The organism is Marinobacter sp. H13, from assembly GCF_059072335.1.
The window spans coordinates 272,558-290,306 of sequence record NZ_JCACRU010000009.1 but is presented as its reverse complement, the minus strand read 5'-3'; the positions used below and the strand labels follow the sequence as shown (position 1 = coordinate 290,306).

Here is a 17,749-nt window from a genome sequence, read left to right as displayed (position 1 = left end):
TTTAAGAACCAATAGTTACCCTTACAGACTCACCATTCGGCGTCCTGAGATAAGCGGTCGCCTGCGATGGATCCTCGATCCGATAAACATAAATGCCACTCACATCCTGAATTTGGGCTCGGGGAGGACTCTCCATCCAGAATTTACTGCGCACATAGAGGCGGCCGTTGATGATCCAGGCGCGTCCAGCGTCCTGAAGTCCAGTGAGTTCCACTTCTTCAGCGCCATTTGGGATGTCGTTGACAGCAAGGCGGAACATGATTTCGTCTTCACCGCCGCCATAACCTGCGTCTGAAAGCATGGTCGGATTGGTGTTTGCGTTTGGTCCCGGCATGTTCAGCCGAACATTGAGAACGCATACATTGTCTTCTTCATCGCCGACAAGGCGCACAACGATAGGTTGCGGGTAACCCTGCAAAAGAAGATTATTTGTTGCCATTGCGTACGGTTTTTGAACGGCAACCTCATAAATGTGCGGCTGCTGTTCAAGAATCTCGCTTGAGAATGCTTCAGAATCCCCCTGGGTGTGGCCGTCAAGTGGCCATACTTGTCCAGTTGAGTCCTGGAAAATGAGGTGAGCCGGGGAGCGAGATGCAATCGGCAGCCTGATAGCTTCTGGGTTGCTGTTGCTGTAAGAGATTGTCTTGATTTGGCAAGCCGCCTCGCGAAGAGGAGTATTACGAGCCCGAATCTGTTCTTCCTGAACAACTCGCTGATCAATGATGATTTTCGGAGGAATACCCATTCTCTGTTCGCGCTCTCGACGATACGTTTTTTCACGCTCTAGCTCGCGAAGTTCGGCACGAATAGGCTCAAGGTTCTTTTCTTGCCAAATGTACCGACTCATCGCCTCCCGCCGCTGCTCCATAACAACCTTGTCGGATTCACTGGGGGTAAACATCAAAACACCATCACCCGAATTTTTGTCGTCCTGTGCAACAGAAAAGCTAGCCACCGAAGACAGGGTGAGGCCCAGAAGGAAAGTGTTCATGCTCTTTCTCATGCCCGCTCCTCCATGTAAAAAGAGGTGAAGCGGAACCCAGAGAAAAACAGGGAGTCCGGTGTATCAAAAGTCATGGTTGCATCTATTAACCAGCGTTTGGTGGCTGTTCTCCCGGAAAAGAAGCGGGTTGTCATAATTTCAGTCTGGTAGCGCCATATCGGCAGCCCCTTGGATGAGCCCTCATAAATCATGAAGGGCCCTTTTGTGTTAACCGCCTGCACCACTGCACCGCTCTGGGGGTTGTCTTGTATGTACCGACCAAAAGAGGTCCGTGAGATGACCTTTGGAAAAACCCCCTGCGAATTAATATCGAAATAGAAGAGGGCGCAATTGTTCACGGTCTCTTCCATATCGGTAGTGTTAAAGGAAAAGCACTCACGAAGCATTTCCTTAATCCAGTAGTCTCTGGCGATGGGACCTACGTTAGGAATTGGAAGCAAAGGAGCACGAACCACAGGAGCATTGGAAGGCCGAATATCAATTCGTGGGTGGAAGTCAAACAACAGTCTTCCTGCCACGATAACCATCAGCAACGCAGAGAGAATATAAAGCGGCTTGATGCTCTTGTTTGCGAAGCTCTGAAAGGTCATCGAGCGCTCCTGTAAACAACAGCATCAATGGCCATGCCAGAGCTATTTCTAAGCTGGCTCTCGCGTACAACGAAGATAGTTACCTGGATATCAGCATATCGTGGCCGATTCTGAGCAATGTCAAACCAATGCCAGCGAACAGGAACTGTATAAACCCACGTAAAGCGATTGTTGGTAAGGCGGTATTCCTCAATGACCGGTACCGACTGGATTTTGGCTAGGGTAGAGAATCGGCCAGAGACCAATGGCTCAAGATCACCTGCACTTTCGAGTGCATTCAGGAAATCCTTTCTGCCGGCAGCAGTAAAGTAGTTATCGAAAGCTTCATTCATTGATGCTTTCGGGTCCATATTGGAATGAGATAAGACATCCTCGATTGCAGCGGCAGCGAAGTCCCGTGCAGCAGCATCTGTTATATTCCCTTGCTCGCTCAAAGGCTTGAGGTTGATTAAGCGGTAGTCATCCGTAGCTGGAATGTTGTAGTGGTCGGGCGTCCAGAAGAAAACCATCAAAAACAAAGTCAACGTGCTGAAAAACAGGCCGAGAGCCCAATAAAAATTAGACAGATTGCTGTCTACAAACGACAGCCTGGATTCATTTTCTTTGAAGGTTTTCGGACCCTGAACGGGTGCCGGAACGCTCGCAGTAGAATTTGCTGGGCCCGCCAGCTTTTTGCGAACCACACGATTCGGCGCGGCCTTAGCTGCAGAAGCAGAAGTACCTGTTGTTTTCCGGATCGGAGTTTTAGCGTTCGTCATTAATGAAAAGCTCTACTGATTGAACCAAACCATCCTGGGTGGAAAGCCTCAGGATGTGGTGGGTCTTACTGATCCACAGGAGCGTCGAGAGAACCATAAGCACAACTGACAGGGAGACAAGCCTGCGAGTCCAGCGCTTCATCCTGATACTTGCGAGTCCAACTGAAGCCGGCGGTAAAGTCTCCGAGGAAAAGCGAATGGCACTGCCTTCTTCGGCTTTCTCGGACCACAGCTCTTCTTCAAGGGACTTAGGATCAAATTCTTCTGACAAAATAAAACCTCTCAACAGCCTAATGAGAAGATAAATTAAATCAGAGATTCAGTCAAGAATATTCCCGATGCCAGAGTACCTATCTAACGCTTCATTGAAGAAATAGATATTCTTCCCGTAACGCTTGATAAGTCGGGCCTTTAGCTCTGGAGAGAAGGGTTGTTTTACACGCTGAAAAACGTGGGGAGGGTCGGTTGCAAAACGAAACAATGTATCTGTTTCGCATTCCTTGGCAAGCCACTCGATATTGCAGAAGCATGCAATCATGCTACCCACAAAAAGATCGGCCGTAGGAAATTTCACAAGGCGAAGGAAGGAGGCAAAATCGTCTTTTGCTGATTTGTCGAGCCATTCCCAGTTGAGAGGCTCAAAAGGACCGGGACTGGAATCAATCTTTGCGACCTCTCGGCCATTCCAGTACAGGGTGCAGTGGAAGTCCAGATGACCATCAACATCAATGGTCATGATATCCCCAATGGTAAAGGGGCTGCTGGTCTTGTCCGGGAAATGAGTAGGCACGGTTTCCTTTACAGCTTCAATATTCAAATCAATCTCCAAGTGTAGCCGTTGCTACAGTTGTCCGCTTCCCATAAGTGCACACAAATCGCGAAGCGAATGGCTGGGCCACACCTGCTGAAACCGGGGCTCCCGGCACGATAACTTGCCTGAGAAACCAAGTTATACTATCAGCAAGGGTGGCCGTGGACAATGACGACACTAGGCCGCCACCCTCTCATAAACCCCTTTTCCAAGGGGTGTGAAGTCCTCTTCGAAGCGTCGGACTACCTGTCGAATCTTCGCCTCAAAGTTCTGGTTGGTCGCAACACGCTTGGCGTACCCCGACAGGCGAGCGTACAGGTCCTGTAGGTGAACCTTTTCGCCAGGGCGGGTGACACGCTTCAAAGCCGATCGCCACGTCATTCGCTGGGCATTGGCCAGACGCTGTTCAACCTGGAAGGCGAAGTCGATGGCACAGAGAATCCTTCTGTCCCTCTCGAAAACCAATAGGGTTTCGTGCGCGATACGGGCGAAGGAAGCACCCCCATAACGTCGAGAGTCTGAAACGCAGTTGTGCTGCTGCTTGATGATGATGTCCCTCAGCTTCCCCGGCGCCACTCTCTGAAGCATTCCTGTCAGGTCATAGAACTCACCGGACTTACGCATGTTGCCGATTAGCACGCAGTACGTGGCTCGACCCTGGTGGGAGAGGGCATCATAGATATTCATCAGAGCCAGCTGACTCTTTTCGATGAACTCACCGACGCTCTGACAGTTGGACAGATCGTCTGGGTGAGCCTGTCCATTACCCCATACGTTTTTGGAATACTCGATCATTGAGTGATATGGGGGATGCCAGAAGATCATTTCAGCGGGACGCCCAACGGACTCGAGTAGATCGTCCCTGAGAAGGTTGAACCCACTGTGAAGATCGAGGCCTTTGTAACTCACCCCCAGTTCCCGGGCAACGTCACCGGATGTACCGGAGCCCTCTGAGGGGTCAACGAACAGGGCCTCTGGGTTGGACCAATCGAAATAGGAACCCAGAGCGTCCTTGATGATGTGGCCGGAACAGTTACCCCGCCAGCGAGAGTCACCCCACTTACCGCGATTCGGATATGAGGCGACGGAGCTTGCAAACCCTTGAGGCTTATTCATGTTCAGTCTCCTCCTCAGGGGCTCCAGGAAGCGCCGGGAAGTATGTGAAGATTTCAAGATGAAATTCTTCGGTGAGGTCTTCGAGGTCCCACTCATCGACATACTTGTGAATCAGGACCCGGAAAGCATGGGCCAGCTCTTCAAGGCCAGCACCTGGCTTTTCAGATTCAAGCTTTGCCACTGCGTCACGGGCGGCATTGATGATGTTCGTTCTTTGCAACATGAACTGCCTCCGTTACCACATGAGCGCTGCGAAGCTAAATGAGGCCATAGCGCCACCGACGATAATCTGGGTCTGGGCGATCTGCTCGCCCCATAGCCGGGTGGCTTCGTATCCTGAGGTGCCTGCGATAACGAGGGCGACACCCCCAGCAATGAGACCAAGAAGCACCAGCGTCCTCTGGGTCTTTTCTGAAATCTGAATAGTGTTCTGTTTCATGTCTGCCTGCCTTACTTGTCCTAACCTGAAAGTAATAGTATCAAATAAAGATACACCAAGCAAGGTGCATTCAGGCGATCAGAAAACGCGCCATGCGTTCCTTAGGAACGTCTTGTCTGTGCACACAAAAGCGCGAAGCGCACATAGGGTCGAGGGCATGCCATGGGTGGCAGGTGAGGGATAGGGGCGATATCTGACTGTGGGGGAGGTGGTGACCCGGGGAGGGCCACCGCACTACATGAGAATCTGAGCCCGTATAATCAACGGATCTCGACTTGTACAGTGACGCTCTCAGGTGACTGCTGGAATGCCAGGAGGCATGCCGTGGTTGGGCTGGAACCGGTCCATTCGCCTACCTGGTATCTCTTGCTTCCAACGATGACGGTTGAGTAATTGAACTGACCGCTGGTGAAATTCTCGGCGAACGATTCACATTGGTTGTGGTTGCGTGCGGTCGCGGAGATGACGTCAGTGGTCAGTCCGGGGCGGGGCTCAATGCTCGTTTCGCCCGATTCATCAACGGTGATCAGGATGGGTTGGGCTTCGTCCGGGACTTCCTCGTAGGCCTGTTGGATCTGCTCAGAAAGATCGGTGATGCTCTCAGCTTCTGCCTGGGCTTCGTTTTGGCTGGAGATCTTATCGTACAGCATGTATGCGCCAACGATGACAGCGGGGCCAAAAATGGCGATGGGTAGCCACTTGGCAACGTGCTTTGATCCGGTACTACTCATAGGGTTTCCTTTTCTCGTTATGGGTTATGGGGTAGGGGAGGACTGGCTGGCGAACTCGCTCCAGTTGATCTGGCCGCTGTTGAGCTGCTGGATCAACGCGCCTACCCGGGAGCCTTCTGCCCATTCTTCGGTCATGCAGAGTTCCTCGAGGCGGCCATTGTCCACGGTGCGGTACCCGAGATCGATGGCGTCTTCGATGACTTCTTCGATGGAGTCCATGGTGTGGTGTCCGAAGAAACCGCGCTGATCGAAGGTCTGGTGGCGGAAGCGGCCGGGCTCGCTCATGTCCTCCAGAATGACGGTCCACTGGTTGGTGGTGTCATTGCGGAGGGTGAGGCCGTAGCCGGTTTCCTTGAAGGCGGCGAGGATAGTCTCGTAGGCCTGTGCGTCGCGGTGGAAGGCGTCTACCACATCCTGACAGTTAGCCGTGAGGGAAGGGCTGTGAGCCATGTCCTGAAAGGCTTGAAGGCGGTCGATGTAGGGGTTGCTTTCGATGCTGCACATAACGTATCACCTGCTGTTGTCCTAACCTAATAATAATTGTATCATACCACCTACACCATGCAAGGTGTTTTGGTGTTAACATTCTCCGGGGTTTTATCCGACAGATACATGAGAGCCGATGTACTGGGGGTGGCCGGAGAACAAACTCAGCAGTAGAAGGAAACGACGATGCGCGTGCTGTTATCCGCACTGATGGCCCTGGTAATGACCGGTTGTGCCACGGTTGGAACGGATGTGAGTAATGAGCAGGTGAGGAGCCTGGAGATTGGCGAGACTACCCGGGCGGAAGTGATTGCCCGGCTGGGTGAGCCCAATGGTGTGATGTCCGGGAACCAGTTGGGCGGCGATGCGGTAAGCGGGATTTCGTACACCTATTCCAAGGCCACTTCCCGTGCTACCAACTTCATTCCGTTTGTCGGCTTGTTTGCCGGTGGGGTGGACACTCAGACCAAGGTTCTGATAGTTTGGTTTGATAAGGCCGACGTGGTGACTGATTACCACTATCAGGAGCAGAATCTTGATTCGTCCCAGAGTCCCACGCCTGTATGGGGCGGCTGACAGGCCTCAGTTACTGATGTGAACCGTAGCCCTGATCAGGGCGTAGAAGGAATTGTGCGTCTGGATGCTGACCTAGCAGACAGACACTTGCTTCAGGACACGGGGCAAGGGGCAACTTTGACCCTCCGGTTTTCGGAGGGTTTTTTTATGGCTTGTCGACAAGGGCCTCGAGGCTTTTGAGTTCTCTGCCGTAAAACTGGGTTCCCAGAGAGCAGATGACCGTCCACTCAACCGTTTCACCTTCCTGTTGCTCGTATTCATCCTTTGTGGCTTTGCGCTTTGCATTGAGCAAAACCTGAAGCGGATCCATGTAGAGAAGGGATCCTCCGACTTCATTGATTCGATCTTCATCGAAGGAATCCGGATTGGTTTGGTAGCGGCTAACCGCTTCGGAGAGATCGCTGAGGATAACCCGCGCCTCATAGTTGAGCTGGTCATGGCCCAGCAGCTCATCGACCATAGGTCCTTTCGTTTCAAATGTATGGGCCATGAAGTGGCCGTGAATCACTTTCCGGGCATTTTCATCGGTCACTGGAGCTTTCATGGCCCGCATGAGGGCCAGGCCATCGGGATCCGCCTCCTTAAGCAGTGTGTCGGCCTTTTGCTTGATTGCCGGCCTTGATTCCCGTGGCAGGAGGTTTTCGAAGGATTTGGGTACCGCTCTTTGGCTTGGGACGCCCTTGAGTAGGTCGTTGACTTCAAAGATGGCGCTCATGATGCCGGCCCAGTAGTCGATACCCTCGTTCATGGTGTTGGCCAGATCCGGGCTGCGGTGCTCCAGTTGCCTCAGGCGAAAGCGGTTGGCCGGGCTCAGCTTGTCCATCAGCGCCAGATAGCCCCGGCGGTTGTGCACGCCTCGTTTGAGGAATCGTCGATAAACTGCATTGAACGTCAGGCCGAGGGTGATACGGGCACCTTCACGAAGTGTGGGGGTGGTGTTGCAGGGCTGTTCCATGACACTTAAAAATCTCTGGTCTGTTGTATCGAGGGGTATGTTACTTCGGGGTTGGGCAGGTGGCGAGTCAATGCAGTGAACAGGGAGTTAGCTGGAAGCTGCCTGAAAGGTAGGAAAAGGTAAGGGCTAGTCCTTTAGCCGCCTGGTGATTTCGCTTGCCTGAGAGCCTGAGAGATAGGCCACAGTGAGCTTTCCGAAGGTGGGTCGGAATCGGGTGAGGTCTTTCTGCATCTCTTTGCGATCCTTCACCATGCCGATTGGGTCGCGCACGGTCTTTGAATCGCTCGTCAGCGCCTCCTCAACGGCCGCCATGCCGTACATGGCATAACGCTGGATGTCCGCCAGCTCTTCGGAGTCAAACCGCATACCAGGCTTCTCCGGGCCACCCCCAGTGGTGTGTTTCTCATTAGCCTCACTGGTCAGGGCGATATCAAGGTCAGATAACTCCTCCAGGGTATTCAGGATCTCGGGATCGTCATGAAGGGCGCTGTGCTCCGGCATGTGAGCGGCCATTGCCTCCATTCGATCAACCACCAGTTGCCGCAGAAGGTGAGTCTGCCTGGGGGTGAGCATGACCGGAGATGGGCTCAGGTTGTTGTCGGGGGTATTCATTGATGCTTCTTGCCTACCTACGGATTGGTTGATTCGTTGATGTTCAGGGTACCGGTAACCGGTTACAGATTGATTGAGCGCCCGGTTGCATTCTCGACAGCCCGGATGAAGGCGTTGATTTCAGCCTTGTACTCGCTCTGGCTATCATCACTGTACATTTGCAGGAACTCGACAGTCTCTTCCGGGATCTCCCGGCCGGTACCGTGATGCAGCAGGACTTCCATTGAGTGAAACTCAGCCTGCGCCTGAAAGAACCGGGATTGATTGCCCTTAGGCTCAATAGCCATGAGGCGGTGCCGTTGTTTGGCGGTGGCCTCGGCGATCTGGATGACCTTTTTCTGTTCGTCGGTTGTGAGGTTGCGCATGTTGTGATTGCTCCCCTGGTTCATATAGCAGGCGCTATTCGCAGAGGGTTAGTCCGCGGATAGCCCGATTTCTTTGATGTGCTTGAGACACAGTTCGATTGCCCGCTCCCGCAGCTCGGGAGCCCCTTTGGTTAATGCCCGGGCCAGTTGGTACTTTTCCCAGATGTAGACTTCGGCGAACTTCGGATCCAGCGTGGAGATATCACTCAAGTTGTCCACGATATCCGCCAGCTTGATGGTCTGGGCCCGGGCGTCGCCAGAAGCATAATGTTTGAGGTCAATGGCCTTGCGGGTGGCGCGATTGCCATCCTCCGGCTTGCTGATAGACGTCACCGCTTTAACCAGATCCAAAACCGCAGGCCCGAACATCTCCAGAATGTCGTTCTCAGTGAGCGGGGTGTCCTCCAGAGTGTCGTGTAGAAATGCCGCCTCAATCATTGAGAAGGTGCCGCCGTGCTGGCGAACCAGTCCGGCCACCGCGTCACAATGCGTGATGTAGGGAGCGCCGGAACCTTTGCGGACCTGTCCAATGGAGCGGTGCGCCTCATCGGCTGTCCGCCTGGCCAGTAGTGTTGGATCGAATCCCATGAAGCCCCTCATTACAGCTTTGCCCTGAATCTAAAGTTGTATTATTCGATAAAATTATTGCACTTGGCTAGATAAGGATTCCATTGTATCAAATTTCACCAGATTCTGGGGGTGGAAGTTTTCGCGGCGCAGCCGTGGCGTAGCCAACCGGCCTCAGTGCACACGAAAAGGGCGAAGCCCTCCTACCGGGAGCAGGGCTCCCGGGTTACTGATCGGTGGGTAAGGGATGGATGGGGCATTTGGTTCAACCGGCGCGGCGAATCTTGAACGGCTGGGTGGCGCGAGCTTGCGCGTTGGAAATCATGAGCTGCCGGTAATCGTAGGCGGCGGCTTTCTGGGCGTCCCGATAGCTCAGGCCGACCTTTTGGGCGAGCTTTCGGCTGCTGGCCAGGAAGTTGTCCGCTTCCATGCCATGCAGGTGTACGGAGGCCTGCGGGTCGAAAATGTCATGGAGGGTGACAACCTTGTGTTCCGGCTCAACGACAATCTGAATGGCGCTCTCGTCGATGTGCTGTACTTTGCGCAGCATCTCTGCGATTACGGCTGACTGCTGGAAACGGCCAACGATTCCGATGGTGCGACTGGTGTGGGCGTTGCGAGTGCTCATTGGCCAGCCTCCTGTGAGTTCTGATAGCCGAGGCCGAACATGGCCAGAATCTCGTTGCAATTATCTGCCAGCGCCTGCTTGATGATCTCGATGCCCTTGTTGGCGTCCTTGATCTGCTCATTTGCACCGGCTATGTCCTCGGCGGTGTAGTCCGACTCTGAGGCGATCTTCTCTTGCAGATCATCGGCACCGGATTCAATCAGGGAAGCCATTGCCTCGATCTGGGAGGCGGTCAGCTCAACCGCCAGCTTGAAGGTGGGTTCATTGCTCATGGGGTGTTCTCCTGCCTGTATTTGTTTGCCTAACCTGAGAACCATTTTACCAGCAATAAGACACCCTGCAAGGTGTATATAGTCCGAAAACCCGCGGCGACAGCCGTGGCGTAGCCAAACGGCCTCAGCGCACAACAAAGGGCGCCCCGCGCCCCGGCTGGCCAACGGCCAGGCACAAAAAAAACCCGCTCATGCGGGCAAAGGATCGAACGGGATGGATGTTCAGGGCATCAAATGCAGGGTGGGCAAGGGCCGGTCACAGGGGTCGACAATCTTGGCCGTGGTGATGGCCTCTTCGAGCTGGCTGTAAACCTGATCGAAGGCCTCAATGCCGGAGTTACCAGCTCCCATGTCACGCATGACAACCACCAGCTGAGAAGCATGGTCGATAATATCGGACACCTGGTGGCCGGGCAGATCCATGGACTGTGTGTCGACCTGGTTGCCCTCGACGTCAAAGGTGTTCAGCGTTACTGGTACCAGAAGGCCGGAATTGGGCTGCTGTTCATCTGAAAGGGTGGTGAAGTCACTTTCCAGCAGGGCGAGGGAACCGATAACCGGGTTTTCCTCATCCTGCCCGGTTACATCAATGACCAGACCTTCGCCGGTGCGATTGAGCTGAACACCGCCGAGCCCGGTAATGCCGATATCGAGCCGGGTGGAGTCATCGCCCTGGGTGACGGTGAAGGGACCTTGGCTTGTGGTCCGCTCGTCTTTGTGCGTCAACTCAAGGTCACCGAAGTTCAGCATCTGGCAAAGCTCTTCAATGCCTGCGTTGTCCATGGAGATTTGGTCGCCACCGTTGGTGGCAATGTCGTGAATGTCGTTCGGGCGGATATCCGGATCCCCATAGCCTAGCTCCTGATAGGTGCGCAGGGCGGCGAGAATTGTATGTAGGGCCTGATCTTTGTCAGCGGGTGTCATTTTGGTTCTCCAGAACGGGGGATTAGGCGGCCGCTGTCTGGCCGCGCTCCCATACTTTCACTTGATAGCCGGTGCACTCGTGGCGAACCGCTTTGGCTTGTTCTTTGTGAGCCTCGCTGAGCTCACTGGGGTCAACCCGGTATTCCTTGATCGACTGGCTGTTTTCATCGATCTCATACATCCGGTAGAGCTCTCCTTCGTGGAAAGCGTGGATGTACTTGGCCACCACGTTTTCAGGGTTATAGTTTTCGGCCTCATAGGGCTGGCAGAACATCCAGCCTGCAGATGTGTCCTCGGGAAGGCGTACCAGTTTCTGGGTGCGCTCGCCGGTCAGTGAGGCGCGATCAACGATGCGGGTCTGTCCGTCCCACTCGCCCCAGCTCTCCCAGCCGGTCGGGGAAGGGCGGCCGTACCAGATGCGAACCTTCACCTGCTCGCCCATGTCCTCAACGATGGAAACGGTATGAACGCCGCCCATGCCTGAAGGGATGCTGTAAACGGTGATGGATTCTTGCTGTGTCATGGGGGTGTGCTCCTGCCTGTGTTTATTTGCCTAACCTGGAAACCATTTTACCAGACACCGTACACCATGCAAGGTGTATATAGTGTTAAGTCTCACGGCGACAGCCGTGGCGTAGCCAACCGGCCTCAGTGCACACAAAAAGGGCGCGTAGCGACCAATGAGGGAAAGGTCAGGGTATCGGGGCGCCACCTGACGCCCCGTGTTGCTGAGTGGATCAAGCCGCCACCGGCAGAGCTTCGGGCGCTTCGTCCAGCAGGCCCGCTTTTTTGGCTGCGTCCGCCAGATAGCGGGCCGCTTTCTGAGCGTCGCTCAACGCCTTGTCGAGGGCCTTCTCGGGGTCTTTGGTCTTGCTGGCCCAGCTGGCGAGGTAGTTGACGGAGTTCTGCGGAGTGAAGGGCAGGCCCAGTTCCACCGCCAGCAGCCATGCACCCGCCTCGGCTACCAGTTCCTCAGTGGCGTAGCAGCTGGTGTCACGATCCAGACGGCCCTTACCCCCGGTCCAGTGGATGAACTCGTGGCAAAGGGTGGCTATGGCTTCTTCTTCGCTCACGTACTGGTCAAGGTTGGGGCTGCGTACCATGTCCAGACCGGGACGGTAGTAAGCCTGATCACCCCCACCGAAGGCGAGCTTTACGCCTGCAGCCTTGGCCATATCAAGCACAAACTGGATATTGCGGGATACGGCTTCCGCTTCAGGTGCGTCCGCCAGCGGCCCATCAAGCTGATCCTCGTTGAACACGGTGTAAACCTTACAGGCGAGGCGCTTGTAGCCCTTCTCGTCCTCGTCCGCTTCGATCTGCTCTTTGGCCTTCTTCGGGATGTAGGTCTTCCAGAACTCAACGTGTGTGCCTTTCTCGCCCTTCTTGACGCATACACCCGCTTCTTTCGCCTGCTTGAAGGTTACCCAGCGGGGGCTACTGTAGGCGTTGAACTCGGCGCTGAAGAACAGTGAAACGATGTTGGCCCAACCGGTGTACTGGCGACCGGTCTTGCCGTTCAGGGGCTGCAGTACGCCCCGGCCCGGCTTCCATCCTTTTTGCCAGGGTGCGCGGCCCTGAGTGAGAGCTTCCAGAATCTGATCGCGAATCGAATCAATTGCTCGCTTGGTCATGATGCTTCTCCTGCCTGCTTTGTTTGCCTAACTTGTTAATAATTCTATCAAATACCGTACACTCTGCAAGGTGTATCACAAGATTATTTTCCGCGGCGCAGCCGTGGCGTAGCCAATCGGCCTCTGTGCACATAAAAGGGCGCCCCGCGCCCCGGCTGGCGGAACGCCAGGCACAAAAAAAGCCCGCATGGCGGGCTCGGGGCAGGCAGGTGGTGATTACCGGGTCGGCGCTGAGATATTCCGGATCCGGTTCAGGTTGTTGATCGGGTTCGGTTTGATGCGCAGGCGCCGGGTAGACAGGCAGCCGCGGTAGATGCGCTTGGGAACGTCTCCCGGGTCAGAGTTAAGAATTGAGCACACAAAGATGTATTCAAAGCTGCCCCGAATTGAGAATGGGACATAGGTTTTAAACGTTCTTGGATCCCGTTTTCTGTAGAGCATCGGATTGTGCCAACGGAGGGTTTTGCACCGGGTGCCGAGATTCATCGGGAACCGGGTACCGGCGATGGTCTGTGAAAGCCTCAGGGATTCGTCGCGACGTTTGAGTTTCATGCCTGGGATCCTCGGTTGCGGGGGAGGCCTGAGTCGTTAGGCCACCCCCATTGATGGATTACTCGGCGGGCTTAACCCGATCCGGAAATACTGGGGTTGGCTCCGTGATGCCGTTCTCTGGGTCAATGTAGTGGAGCTGATCCTCGGTAAACTCGTTGTCATCGTCATCGACAAACACACGCTGTCCATCCTGGCGAACGATCTCATGCTTTTCCCACTGAAGTTCCGTGTCACCTGCGTAATCGAACTGCAGGCACCCGTCTTCAAGGCTTGCGCTCTCGATATTGATAGAGGCAATGCCGGGGATTTTTTCGAGTACGCCTGTAATCTCATTACCCTGGGGAGATACAAATTCTTTCATGGGTTACTTCTCCTGATCTTCGATAAGGTCGCAATGGCTGACGGCAAAGCCCTTATGGCAAAAGCCGGTTTCGTTGGTGATGGCGTCACTGATGGCGTCATCGATATCCTGGGCATCCAAAGTACTCTCGGTACCTTCGATGGGAATGGTCAGGTGCATCCGCTCGGGCAACTGATCAAGTTCGCTGGGCTCGTCTACATCCCACTGAATGGCGTGAGCGGTTGCTTTGATGGTTGCCATACACTTTTCTCCTGACTCAATACACTGTGCGGATTGTTCAGCTTGGGGGCTGGCACCGGCCCTGCACATCAGGGCCGATGTATCGCGAGCCCTTATGCGAACTCGGCGTTGATCTGTTTCTGAGCGGCCCTGAGGAACTGGGTCACCTGGATCATCTCGCTGTGGTTGACGTTCCACTTGCGCTCGCCACCATCGAGGCAGAGGCCACCTTCTTCACGCTCAAGAAGAGTGCTCATGTAATAGCGGCTCACGAACTGGCCACCAAACGGAGGCCAATCGTTGTCGAGGTCATAGAACTCGACAAGGGGATCATCCTTCTTGTGGGTGAGGGCAAATGTCTCGGTCTTGCGGTTGTACTGGCCATAGCCGTCGCCTTTCTCAACGATGCGAACCATCATGTTAGAGAGCGGGCTATTCGTGTTCTTGAGGGTCAATGTCATCATGAGGTGTTCTCCTGCCTGTGCTTGTTTGCCTAACCTGAAAACCATTTTACCAGACGAAGTACACCGAGCAAGGTGTATTTATGAGTTATTCCGCGGCGCCAGCCGTGGCGTAGCCAACCGGCCTCAGTGCACACAAGAAGGGCCGTAGGCCCTGGGCTGGCGGAACGCCAGACACAAAAAAGCCCGCATTCGCGGGCGTCTGGCTGATCGGGAGTTTAGGCCGGCTCGGGAGTTTAGGCCGGCTCGGGAGTTTAGGCCGGCTCGGGAGTGTCCAGCCACGGCATGGGACATCCAACCGGGTCATCGTCTTCCTCGTCAAAACCGAGAGAACCGACCTGACTGGCGTCCAGCGTTGGTATCGAGTCCATCGGTGCGGCAAAGTCGCAATAGAACTCCGGGAGTTCCACGTCTTCTGCAGATCCCTCGATCTCGTCAATGATGGGCTCCAGAAGGGCGTTCTTCAGGGCCGTTTTGGCGTGGGCCAGTGTCAGGCCTGAAATCTTACGGGTGACGGTCTGGCAACCGTCGATATGTCCAACAATGAGAAAGTCTCGCATTGAAAGTCCTGAGCTGGTTGAAGTTAAGCCGGGCCGGGCCCGGCGGTGTGGGTAAAGGGGATCAGGTGCGGTAGAAGACTTCGATGCTGTCGTCATGCTTGCCAAAGGCCATGTAGTACTCTTTGGCGTCGTAGAGGTCACGGAACTCACGGAGCGCTGCAGTGAAGGATTTGCGCTTCTGACTGATCCATGCCTTCCTGGTCTTCTCGTCTTCCTTCCAGACCTTCAGGGCCCGCATGGCGTCCATCTGGTGTCCGAGCGGTACCCGGTTCTTGGTCAGGATCTTGAAGTCCTTCACGTTGGTTTTGACCATTCTGGGGTTGAGAGAGTTCATCGGGGCGCTCCTTATGCCATGAGGTCAACGTAAGGGGAGGCGACTGCCATGCAGGCCTCATCGAAGGAAATCTCCTGAAGCTCCTCGTACACGCGATCGGCCTCATTGAGGAAGGTCTCAGCCTCGCTCTCCTGCATGAAAAAGCCTTCGCCGTCTTCCGGATCAATGGAAACGGTCGGGAGGGAGCGGTCAACGCTCACGGTGACATTGCTGTTCTGAACGAACGCAATGCGGTCACGGTAGATCTTCAGTACGCGCTCATCGATTACCTGAGTCATGAGGTTTCTCCTGCCTGTATTATTCGCTGGTGAGTTCGACCACTTCGCAGTCGGTTTTCAGAATGAAATTGGTATAGCCTTCTGGCTCACGGGTTTTGAACTCGTCGCTGAACTCCGCCAGCAACGGGAACGTTTCTCCGATATGAGAGGAATACCAGCGCATAGCGTCCGGACAGCGAGTAACTTTCAAGCCGTACTGAATGTTGGACTGTGCCATCTGATTCTCCTGCCTGCGTTTGCCTAACCTGAAAACCATTTTACCAGACAGCGTACACCATGCAAGGTGTATATAGTGTAATTTCCCCTCGGCGCAGCCGTGGCGTAGCCAACCGGCCTCAGTGCACATCAAAGGGCGCCCCGCGCCCCGGGCTGGCGGAACGCCAGGCCAAAAAAAGCCCGCAGAGCGGGCAAGGGCAGGGCAATGGCAAAGGGTGCTGGGCAGACCTGGTAGGCAGGTAGGCGGCAGGCGTCGGCCTGCCCAGCAATTCGGTTGAGGATCAGGCGGCGAAGTCGAGCGCCAGCTGCTCCTCGTGAATGTCAGTGGTCGGTGCTTCGACCTGTGTCTCAGCTTGGTCGTCAGACTCAGCCGCCAGCTCTGACTTCAGAGCGGCAGCCTGTTCTTCGGTCATGAACCGAGGATGGGACTGGATCTGTGCCAGTGAGCCGATCGGGCCGTCTTCCCGCAGGTCGTCCAGCATAAGGTTTAGACCCTGGTACACGCCGATTTGGCTCTGGTAACCGTTGCGGGCCTTGATCAGCCCCTGGCGGATCAGGAACGCCATCTCATCGTTGTGAGTCTTCCGGCCATCAGCGAACTCGATCGCGTGCCAGAACTTGAACTCCTCGTACGTGAGGCCAAAGCTGCCATCGGCCTCACGCAGCTCACTCAGGTCAGCACTGACCACAGGGGCGCTGCCGATCGTGTCGTGGGCAACGCCGCTGGAGGCAACGTACATCGCTCGGCCACCATCACGAACCATGACATCCGGAGCGCAGGCACTGTCAGCACCAATCTGGTCGCGCCAGTTGTCACGGAAGGCGGTACCGGTGATCACGGTTTTCGGGGCCAGATAGCCCATGGTCTTGCCAGAGCCTTTGCGCTCGGCACGGGTTTTCATGTCTTCGATTTCGGCATCCGAAGGCATCTCAAAGCGAGCACCAGCGTCCACAGCTTCCAGGATGCGAGCGAACTCACCCGGCTTCTGGTGGCCGTAGCGGGCCCAGGAGAAAGCGATCAGCCACAGGTGCTCCTCTTCCAGCAGACGGCCGAAGCGACGCTCTGCGGGGCGACCCAGCTTCCGGGACTTTTCCTCGACGTACTCATCTTCCCGGCGGTCGATAGTTAAAGCCCATTTGAGCAGGCTCGCCTGCCAATCCGCAGAGTAGGCATTGGCAAATACGCGGACCAATCCGTTCTGGTCAACGGACTTGGCCAGATAGCTTCGATTCTCAGGCAGGAAGTGGCCGGCCTGGATCACTTTGGAGAACCGCGCCAGCGGCTCCAGATAAGGGTATGAAGACAGCATCTGCTCCATGGAATTGTCTACGGTCACCTTCTGGCAGATCACGCAGCCACCACGGCCGCCGGAGCAGGGGCTCTTGGCCTTGGTGCTGGTGTTCACCGACAGGGTGTCACAGGTGAACTCACCCATGGCCTCGTACACGCTCACGGTGCGGCTGAAGTCCAGGGTCTCAAAGCCGAGGCTCCGGGCAGTGCCGTTGAGCAACTGCCAGACTTCGCCAACGGTCCAGTCGGCGATCGGGGACATCTGGTACATCCCGTCGTCCTGCTGCACCGGTGCGATCGCAGACTCACCACGGGCGGTCATGCGGGCGCTGCGGACGGCGCTTTCTTCATGGCGGGTGCCAATGAAGTTGCAGATGTTCTCTTTGCCATACTGCTTGGCCAGCTCGCGGCTGTACTTGGCCATCGGGCGAACCTTCAGGTCCACGCTGCAGGTGGCATCGGATCCGGCAACAGAGGCGGTACCACGGCCACCGATCATGGTCACCAGGTAATGATCGATCGGGTCCGGAGTCACGAACACCTGCTCGATGTCCAGATCCCGCTGTTCCGCCAGCTCACTCATCTGAGAAGCCATGTGCTTGGCCAGGCGGATCATCGGGGCAGAATCAACCAGGGTGTCGGAGGTCATCACGCGAACGCGAACCTTGATGCCCTCAGCTCGCAGCTGTGTAGCCGCTTCGATCGTCAGGGCGACCACGGCTGAACTGTCTTTGCCCCAGCTGGATGCAACAGTCACCAGGTCAAACTTGCGCATGGTGGTCTTGATGGCCTCGATCGCGCCCTGGCACACGTCGGCAAAATCCCGCTTCTGAACGTCAGAAGAGGTAGCGATGATGCTGCTCGGATCGAATGTGGAAACGGTTGTATCGAACATGATTCCTGCCTGTCTTTATTGCCCTAACCTGATAATAATTTTACCAGAATAAGGACACCGTGCAAGGTGTATTTAGCAGGAAATATTCACGGCGCAGCCGTGGCGTAGCCAACCG

General features: G+C 55.2%; 29 protein-coding genes. 1 reads left to right on the top strand and 28 read right to left on the bottom strand.

What is annotated here, in order from left to right:
• Position 1 precedes the first annotated feature (1 nt).
• The 10 genes from AC5JQH_RS23045 to AC5JQH_RS23000 all read right to left on the bottom strand — a co-directional run bounded on the left by AC5JQH_RS23045 (position 2) and on the right by AC5JQH_RS23000 (position 5,952).
• A complete protein-coding gene (locus AC5JQH_RS23045; RefSeq protein ID WP_493806167.1) occupies positions 2 to 1,003 on the bottom strand; it encodes a DotH/IcmK family type IV secretion protein in 1,002 nt (333 codons plus the stop codon).
• On the bottom strand, positions 1,000 to 1,593 hold the full coding sequence (locus AC5JQH_RS23040; RefSeq protein WP_136630763.1) for a hypothetical protein: 594 nt from the start codon (positions 1,591 to 1,593) through the stop codon (positions 1,000 to 1,002). The genes AC5JQH_RS23045 and AC5JQH_RS23040 overlap by 4 nt, the downstream gene beginning before the upstream one ends.
• On the bottom strand, positions 1,590 to 2,351 hold the full coding sequence (locus AC5JQH_RS23035) for a DotI/IcmL/TraM family protein (protein ID WP_482902102.1): 762 nt from the start codon (positions 2,349 to 2,351) through the stop codon (positions 1,590 to 1,592). Before AC5JQH_RS23035 ends, AC5JQH_RS23040 begins: the two co-directional genes overlap by 4 nt.
• A complete protein-coding gene (locus AC5JQH_RS23030) occupies positions 2,338 to 2,622 on the bottom strand; it encodes a hypothetical protein (RefSeq protein WP_136631014.1) in 285 nt (94 codons plus the stop codon). The genes AC5JQH_RS23035 and AC5JQH_RS23030 overlap by 14 nt, the downstream gene beginning before the upstream one ends.
• A gap of 48 nt (positions 2,623 to 2,670) precedes the next feature.
• Positions 2,671 to 3,168, bottom strand: a complete 498-nt coding sequence (locus tag AC5JQH_RS23025; RefSeq protein WP_153637286.1) for a hypothetical protein — start codon at positions 3,166 to 3,168, stop codon at positions 2,671 to 2,673.
• A gap of 171 nt (positions 3,169 to 3,339) precedes the next feature.
• Positions 3,340 to 4,278 carry a class I SAM-dependent methyltransferase gene (locus AC5JQH_RS23020; protein ID WP_482902103.1) on the bottom strand — a complete coding sequence of 313 codons (939 nt, stop codon included), beginning with the start codon at positions 4,276 to 4,278 and terminating at the stop codon, positions 3,340 to 3,342.
• Positions 4,271 to 4,501 (bottom strand): hypothetical protein, encoded by a 231-nt coding sequence (locus tag AC5JQH_RS23015; protein ID WP_482902104.1) that lies wholly within the window; start codon positions 4,499 to 4,501, stop codon positions 4,271 to 4,273. Before AC5JQH_RS23015 ends, AC5JQH_RS23020 begins: the two co-directional genes overlap by 8 nt.
• A 12-nt stretch (positions 4,502 to 4,513) precedes the next feature.
• Positions 4,514 to 4,717: a hypothetical protein gene (locus AC5JQH_RS23010; RefSeq protein WP_482902105.1), complete on the bottom strand. Its 204-nt coding sequence runs from the start codon at positions 4,715 to 4,717 to the stop codon at positions 4,514 to 4,516.
• Positions 4,718 to 4,977: 260 nt separating this feature from the next.
• A complete protein-coding gene (locus AC5JQH_RS23005; protein ID WP_482902106.1) occupies positions 4,978 to 5,448 on the bottom strand; it encodes a hypothetical protein in 471 nt (156 codons plus the stop codon).
• Between the two features lie 24 nt (positions 5,449 to 5,472).
• On the bottom strand, positions 5,473 to 5,952 hold the full coding sequence (locus AC5JQH_RS23000) for a hypothetical protein (RefSeq protein ID WP_482902107.1): 480 nt from the start codon (positions 5,950 to 5,952) through the stop codon (positions 5,473 to 5,475).
• A 168-nt stretch (positions 5,953 to 6,120) separates the two neighbouring features.
• Between AC5JQH_RS23000 and bamE the strand changes: the two genes are divergently transcribed.
• Positions 6,121 to 6,510: an outer membrane protein assembly factor BamE domain-containing protein gene (bamE, locus tag AC5JQH_RS22995; protein ID WP_482902108.1), complete on the top strand. Its 390-nt coding sequence runs from the start codon at positions 6,121 to 6,123 to the stop codon at positions 6,508 to 6,510.
• Positions 6,511 to 6,655: 145 nt separating this feature from the next.
• Here bamE and AC5JQH_RS22990 read toward each other — a convergent pair whose 3' ends face one another.
• From AC5JQH_RS22990 to AC5JQH_RS22905, 18 genes are all read right to left on the bottom strand, one after another.
• Positions 6,656 to 7,465, bottom strand: a complete 810-nt coding sequence (locus tag AC5JQH_RS22990; protein WP_493806166.1) for a hypothetical protein — start codon at positions 7,463 to 7,465, stop codon at positions 6,656 to 6,658.
• Between the two features lie 126 nt (positions 7,466 to 7,591).
• Positions 7,592 to 8,077, bottom strand: coding sequence for a hypothetical protein (locus tag AC5JQH_RS22985; protein WP_482902109.1), 486 nt, complete (start codon positions 8,075 to 8,077; stop codon positions 7,592 to 7,594).
• A 62-nt stretch (positions 8,078 to 8,139) separates the two neighbouring features.
• Positions 8,140 to 8,442 (bottom strand): hypothetical protein, encoded by a 303-nt coding sequence (locus AC5JQH_RS22980; protein WP_493806165.1) that lies wholly within the window; start codon positions 8,440 to 8,442, stop codon positions 8,140 to 8,142.
• A gap of 48 nt (positions 8,443 to 8,490) precedes the next feature.
• Entirely contained in the window at positions 8,491 to 9,030 is a 540-nt protein-coding gene (locus tag AC5JQH_RS22975; RefSeq protein ID WP_482902111.1) for an HD domain-containing protein, read from the bottom strand.
• A gap of 244 nt (positions 9,031 to 9,274) precedes the next feature.
• On the bottom strand, positions 9,275 to 9,637 hold the full coding sequence (locus tag AC5JQH_RS22970; RefSeq protein ID WP_136630076.1) for a hypothetical protein: 363 nt from the start codon (positions 9,635 to 9,637) through the stop codon (positions 9,275 to 9,277).
• Complete coding sequence (locus AC5JQH_RS22965) at positions 9,634 to 9,909, bottom strand: hypothetical protein (RefSeq protein ID WP_136630077.1); 276 nt, start codon at positions 9,907 to 9,909, stop codon at positions 9,634 to 9,636. The genes AC5JQH_RS22970 and AC5JQH_RS22965 overlap by 4 nt, the downstream gene beginning before the upstream one ends.
• A 222-nt stretch (positions 9,910 to 10,131) precedes the next feature.
• Positions 10,132 to 10,833 (bottom strand): hypothetical protein, encoded by a 702-nt coding sequence (locus AC5JQH_RS22960; RefSeq protein ID WP_136630078.1) that lies wholly within the window; start codon positions 10,831 to 10,833, stop codon positions 10,132 to 10,134.
• 22 nt (positions 10,834 to 10,855) lie between these two features.
• Complete coding sequence (locus AC5JQH_RS22955; protein WP_136630079.1) at positions 10,856 to 11,356, bottom strand: hypothetical protein; 501 nt, start codon at positions 11,354 to 11,356, stop codon at positions 10,856 to 10,858.
• Positions 11,357 to 11,570: 214 nt separating this feature from the next.
• The gene (locus AC5JQH_RS22950) at positions 11,571 to 12,467 is read right to left on the bottom strand and encodes an ArdC family protein (RefSeq protein WP_493806164.1); all 897 of its coding nucleotides are present in this window, start codon (positions 12,465 to 12,467) and stop codon (positions 11,571 to 11,573) included.
• 216 nt (positions 12,468 to 12,683) lie between these two features.
• Positions 12,684 to 13,019 (bottom strand): hypothetical protein, encoded by a 336-nt coding sequence (locus AC5JQH_RS22945; protein WP_493806163.1) that lies wholly within the window; start codon positions 13,017 to 13,019, stop codon positions 12,684 to 12,686.
• A gap of 58 nt (positions 13,020 to 13,077) precedes the next feature.
• Positions 13,078 to 13,380: a hypothetical protein gene (locus AC5JQH_RS22940; RefSeq protein ID WP_493806162.1), complete on the bottom strand. Its 303-nt coding sequence runs from the start codon at positions 13,378 to 13,380 to the stop codon at positions 13,078 to 13,080.
• A gap of 3 nt (positions 13,381 to 13,383) precedes the next feature.
• Positions 13,384 to 13,620 (bottom strand): hypothetical protein, encoded by a 237-nt coding sequence (locus AC5JQH_RS22935; RefSeq protein WP_372997466.1) that lies wholly within the window; start codon positions 13,618 to 13,620, stop codon positions 13,384 to 13,386.
• A gap of 92 nt (positions 13,621 to 13,712) precedes the next feature.
• Positions 13,713 to 14,063, bottom strand: a complete 351-nt coding sequence (locus AC5JQH_RS22930) for a hypothetical protein (protein WP_493806161.1) — start codon at positions 14,061 to 14,063, stop codon at positions 13,713 to 13,715.
• Between the two features lie 251 nt (positions 14,064 to 14,314).
• A complete protein-coding gene (locus AC5JQH_RS22925; RefSeq protein ID WP_493806160.1) occupies positions 14,315 to 14,620 on the bottom strand; it encodes a hypothetical protein in 306 nt (101 codons plus the stop codon).
• A 61-nt stretch (positions 14,621 to 14,681) separates the two neighbouring features.
• On the bottom strand, positions 14,682 to 14,954 hold the full coding sequence (locus AC5JQH_RS22920) for a hypothetical protein (protein WP_493806159.1): 273 nt from the start codon (positions 14,952 to 14,954) through the stop codon (positions 14,682 to 14,684).
• A gap of 11 nt (positions 14,955 to 14,965) precedes the next feature.
• The gene (locus AC5JQH_RS22915) at positions 14,966 to 15,232 is read right to left on the bottom strand and encodes a hypothetical protein (protein WP_493806158.1); all 267 of its coding nucleotides are present in this window, start codon (positions 15,230 to 15,232) and stop codon (positions 14,966 to 14,968) included.
• 19 nt (positions 15,233 to 15,251) lie between these two features.
• The gene (locus tag AC5JQH_RS22910) at positions 15,252 to 15,449 is read right to left on the bottom strand and encodes a hypothetical protein (protein WP_493806157.1); all 198 of its coding nucleotides are present in this window, start codon (positions 15,447 to 15,449) and stop codon (positions 15,252 to 15,254) included.
• 280 nt (positions 15,450 to 15,729) lie between these two features.
• Positions 15,730 to 17,634, bottom strand: coding sequence for a phosphoadenosine phosphosulfate reductase domain-containing protein (locus AC5JQH_RS22905; RefSeq protein ID WP_493806156.1), 1,905 nt, complete (start codon positions 17,632 to 17,634; stop codon positions 15,730 to 15,732).
• Positions 17,635 to 17,749 lie beyond the last annotated feature (115 nt).

Excerpts from the sequence above, each read along its gene's own strand:
- AC5JQH_RS23045 (WP_493806167.1), bottom strand. The coding sequence starts at position 1,003 with ATGAGAAAGAGCATGAACACTTTCCTTCTGGGCCTCACCCTGTCTTCG.
- AC5JQH_RS23040 (WP_136630763.1), bottom strand. The coding sequence starts at position 1,593 with ATGACCTTTCAGAGCTTCGCAAACAAGAGCATCAAGCCGCTTTATATT.
- AC5JQH_RS23035 (WP_482902102.1), bottom strand. The coding sequence starts at position 2,351 with ATGACGAACGCTAAAACTCCGATCCGGAAAACAACAGGTACTTCTGCT.
- AC5JQH_RS23020 (WP_482902103.1), bottom strand. The coding sequence starts at position 4,278 with ATGAATAAGCCTCAAGGGTTTGCAAGCTCCGTCGCCTCATATCCGAAT.
- AC5JQH_RS23015 (WP_482902104.1), bottom strand. The coding sequence starts at position 4,501 with ATGTTGCAAAGAACGAACATCATCAATGCCGCCCGTGACGCAGTGGCA.
- AC5JQH_RS23010 (WP_482902105.1), bottom strand. The coding sequence starts at position 4,717 with ATGAAACAGAACACTATTCAGATTTCAGAAAAGACCCAGAGGACGCTG.
- AC5JQH_RS23005 (WP_482902106.1), bottom strand. The coding sequence starts at position 5,448 with ATGAGTAGTACCGGATCAAAGCACGTTGCCAAGTGGCTACCCATCGCC.
- AC5JQH_RS23000 (WP_482902107.1), bottom strand. The coding sequence starts at position 5,952 with ATGTGCAGCATCGAAAGCAACCCCTACATCGACCGCCTTCAAGCCTTT.
- bamE (WP_482902108.1), top strand. The coding sequence starts at position 6,121 with ATGCGCGTGCTGTTATCCGCACTGATGGCCCTGGTAATGACCGGTTGT.
- AC5JQH_RS22990 (WP_493806166.1), bottom strand. The coding sequence starts at position 7,465 with ATGGAACAGCCCTGCAACACCACCCCCACACTTCGTGAAGGTGCCCGT.
- AC5JQH_RS22985 (WP_482902109.1), bottom strand. The coding sequence starts at position 8,077 with ATGAATACCCCCGACAACAACCTGAGCCCATCTCCGGTCATGCTCACC.
- AC5JQH_RS22980 (WP_493806165.1), bottom strand. The coding sequence starts at position 8,442 with ATGCGCAACCTCACAACCGACGAACAGAAAAAGGTCATCCAGATCGCC.
- AC5JQH_RS22975 (WP_482902111.1), bottom strand. The coding sequence starts at position 9,030 with ATGGGATTCGATCCAACACTACTGGCCAGGCGGACAGCCGATGAGGCG.
- AC5JQH_RS22970 (WP_136630076.1), bottom strand. The coding sequence starts at position 9,637 with ATGAGCACTCGCAACGCCCACACCAGTCGCACCATCGGAATCGTTGGC.
- AC5JQH_RS22965 (WP_136630077.1), bottom strand. The coding sequence starts at position 9,909 with ATGAGCAATGAACCCACCTTCAAGCTGGCGGTTGAGCTGACCGCCTCC.
- AC5JQH_RS22960 (WP_136630078.1), bottom strand. The coding sequence starts at position 10,833 with ATGACACCCGCTGACAAAGATCAGGCCCTACATACAATTCTCGCCGCC.
- AC5JQH_RS22955 (WP_136630079.1), bottom strand. The coding sequence starts at position 11,356 with ATGACACAGCAAGAATCCATCACCGTTTACAGCATCCCTTCAGGCATG.
- AC5JQH_RS22950 (WP_493806164.1), bottom strand. The coding sequence starts at position 12,467 with ATGACCAAGCGAGCAATTGATTCGATTCGCGATCAGATTCTGGAAGCT.
- AC5JQH_RS22945 (WP_493806163.1), bottom strand. The coding sequence starts at position 13,019 with ATGAAACTCAAACGTCGCGACGAATCCCTGAGGCTTTCACAGACCATC.
- AC5JQH_RS22940 (WP_493806162.1), bottom strand. The coding sequence starts at position 13,380 with ATGAAAGAATTTGTATCTCCCCAGGGTAATGAGATTACAGGCGTACTC.
- AC5JQH_RS22935 (WP_372997466.1), bottom strand. The coding sequence starts at position 13,620 with ATGGCAACCATCAAAGCAACCGCTCACGCCATTCAGTGGGATGTAGAC.
- AC5JQH_RS22930 (WP_493806161.1), bottom strand. The coding sequence starts at position 14,063 with ATGATGACATTGACCCTCAAGAACACGAATAGCCCGCTCTCTAACATG.
- AC5JQH_RS22925 (WP_493806160.1), bottom strand. The coding sequence starts at position 14,620 with ATGCGAGACTTTCTCATTGTTGGACATATCGACGGTTGCCAGACCGTC.
- AC5JQH_RS22920 (WP_493806159.1), bottom strand. The coding sequence starts at position 14,954 with ATGAACTCTCTCAACCCCAGAATGGTCAAAACCAACGTGAAGGACTTC.
- AC5JQH_RS22915 (WP_493806158.1), bottom strand. The coding sequence starts at position 15,232 with ATGACTCAGGTAATCGATGAGCGCGTACTGAAGATCTACCGTGACCGC.
- AC5JQH_RS22910 (WP_493806157.1), bottom strand. The coding sequence starts at position 15,449 with ATGGCACAGTCCAACATTCAGTACGGCTTGAAAGTTACTCGCTGTCCG.
- AC5JQH_RS22905 (WP_493806156.1), bottom strand. The coding sequence starts at position 17,634 with ATGTTCGATACAACCGTTTCCACATTCGATCCGAGCAGCATCATCGCT.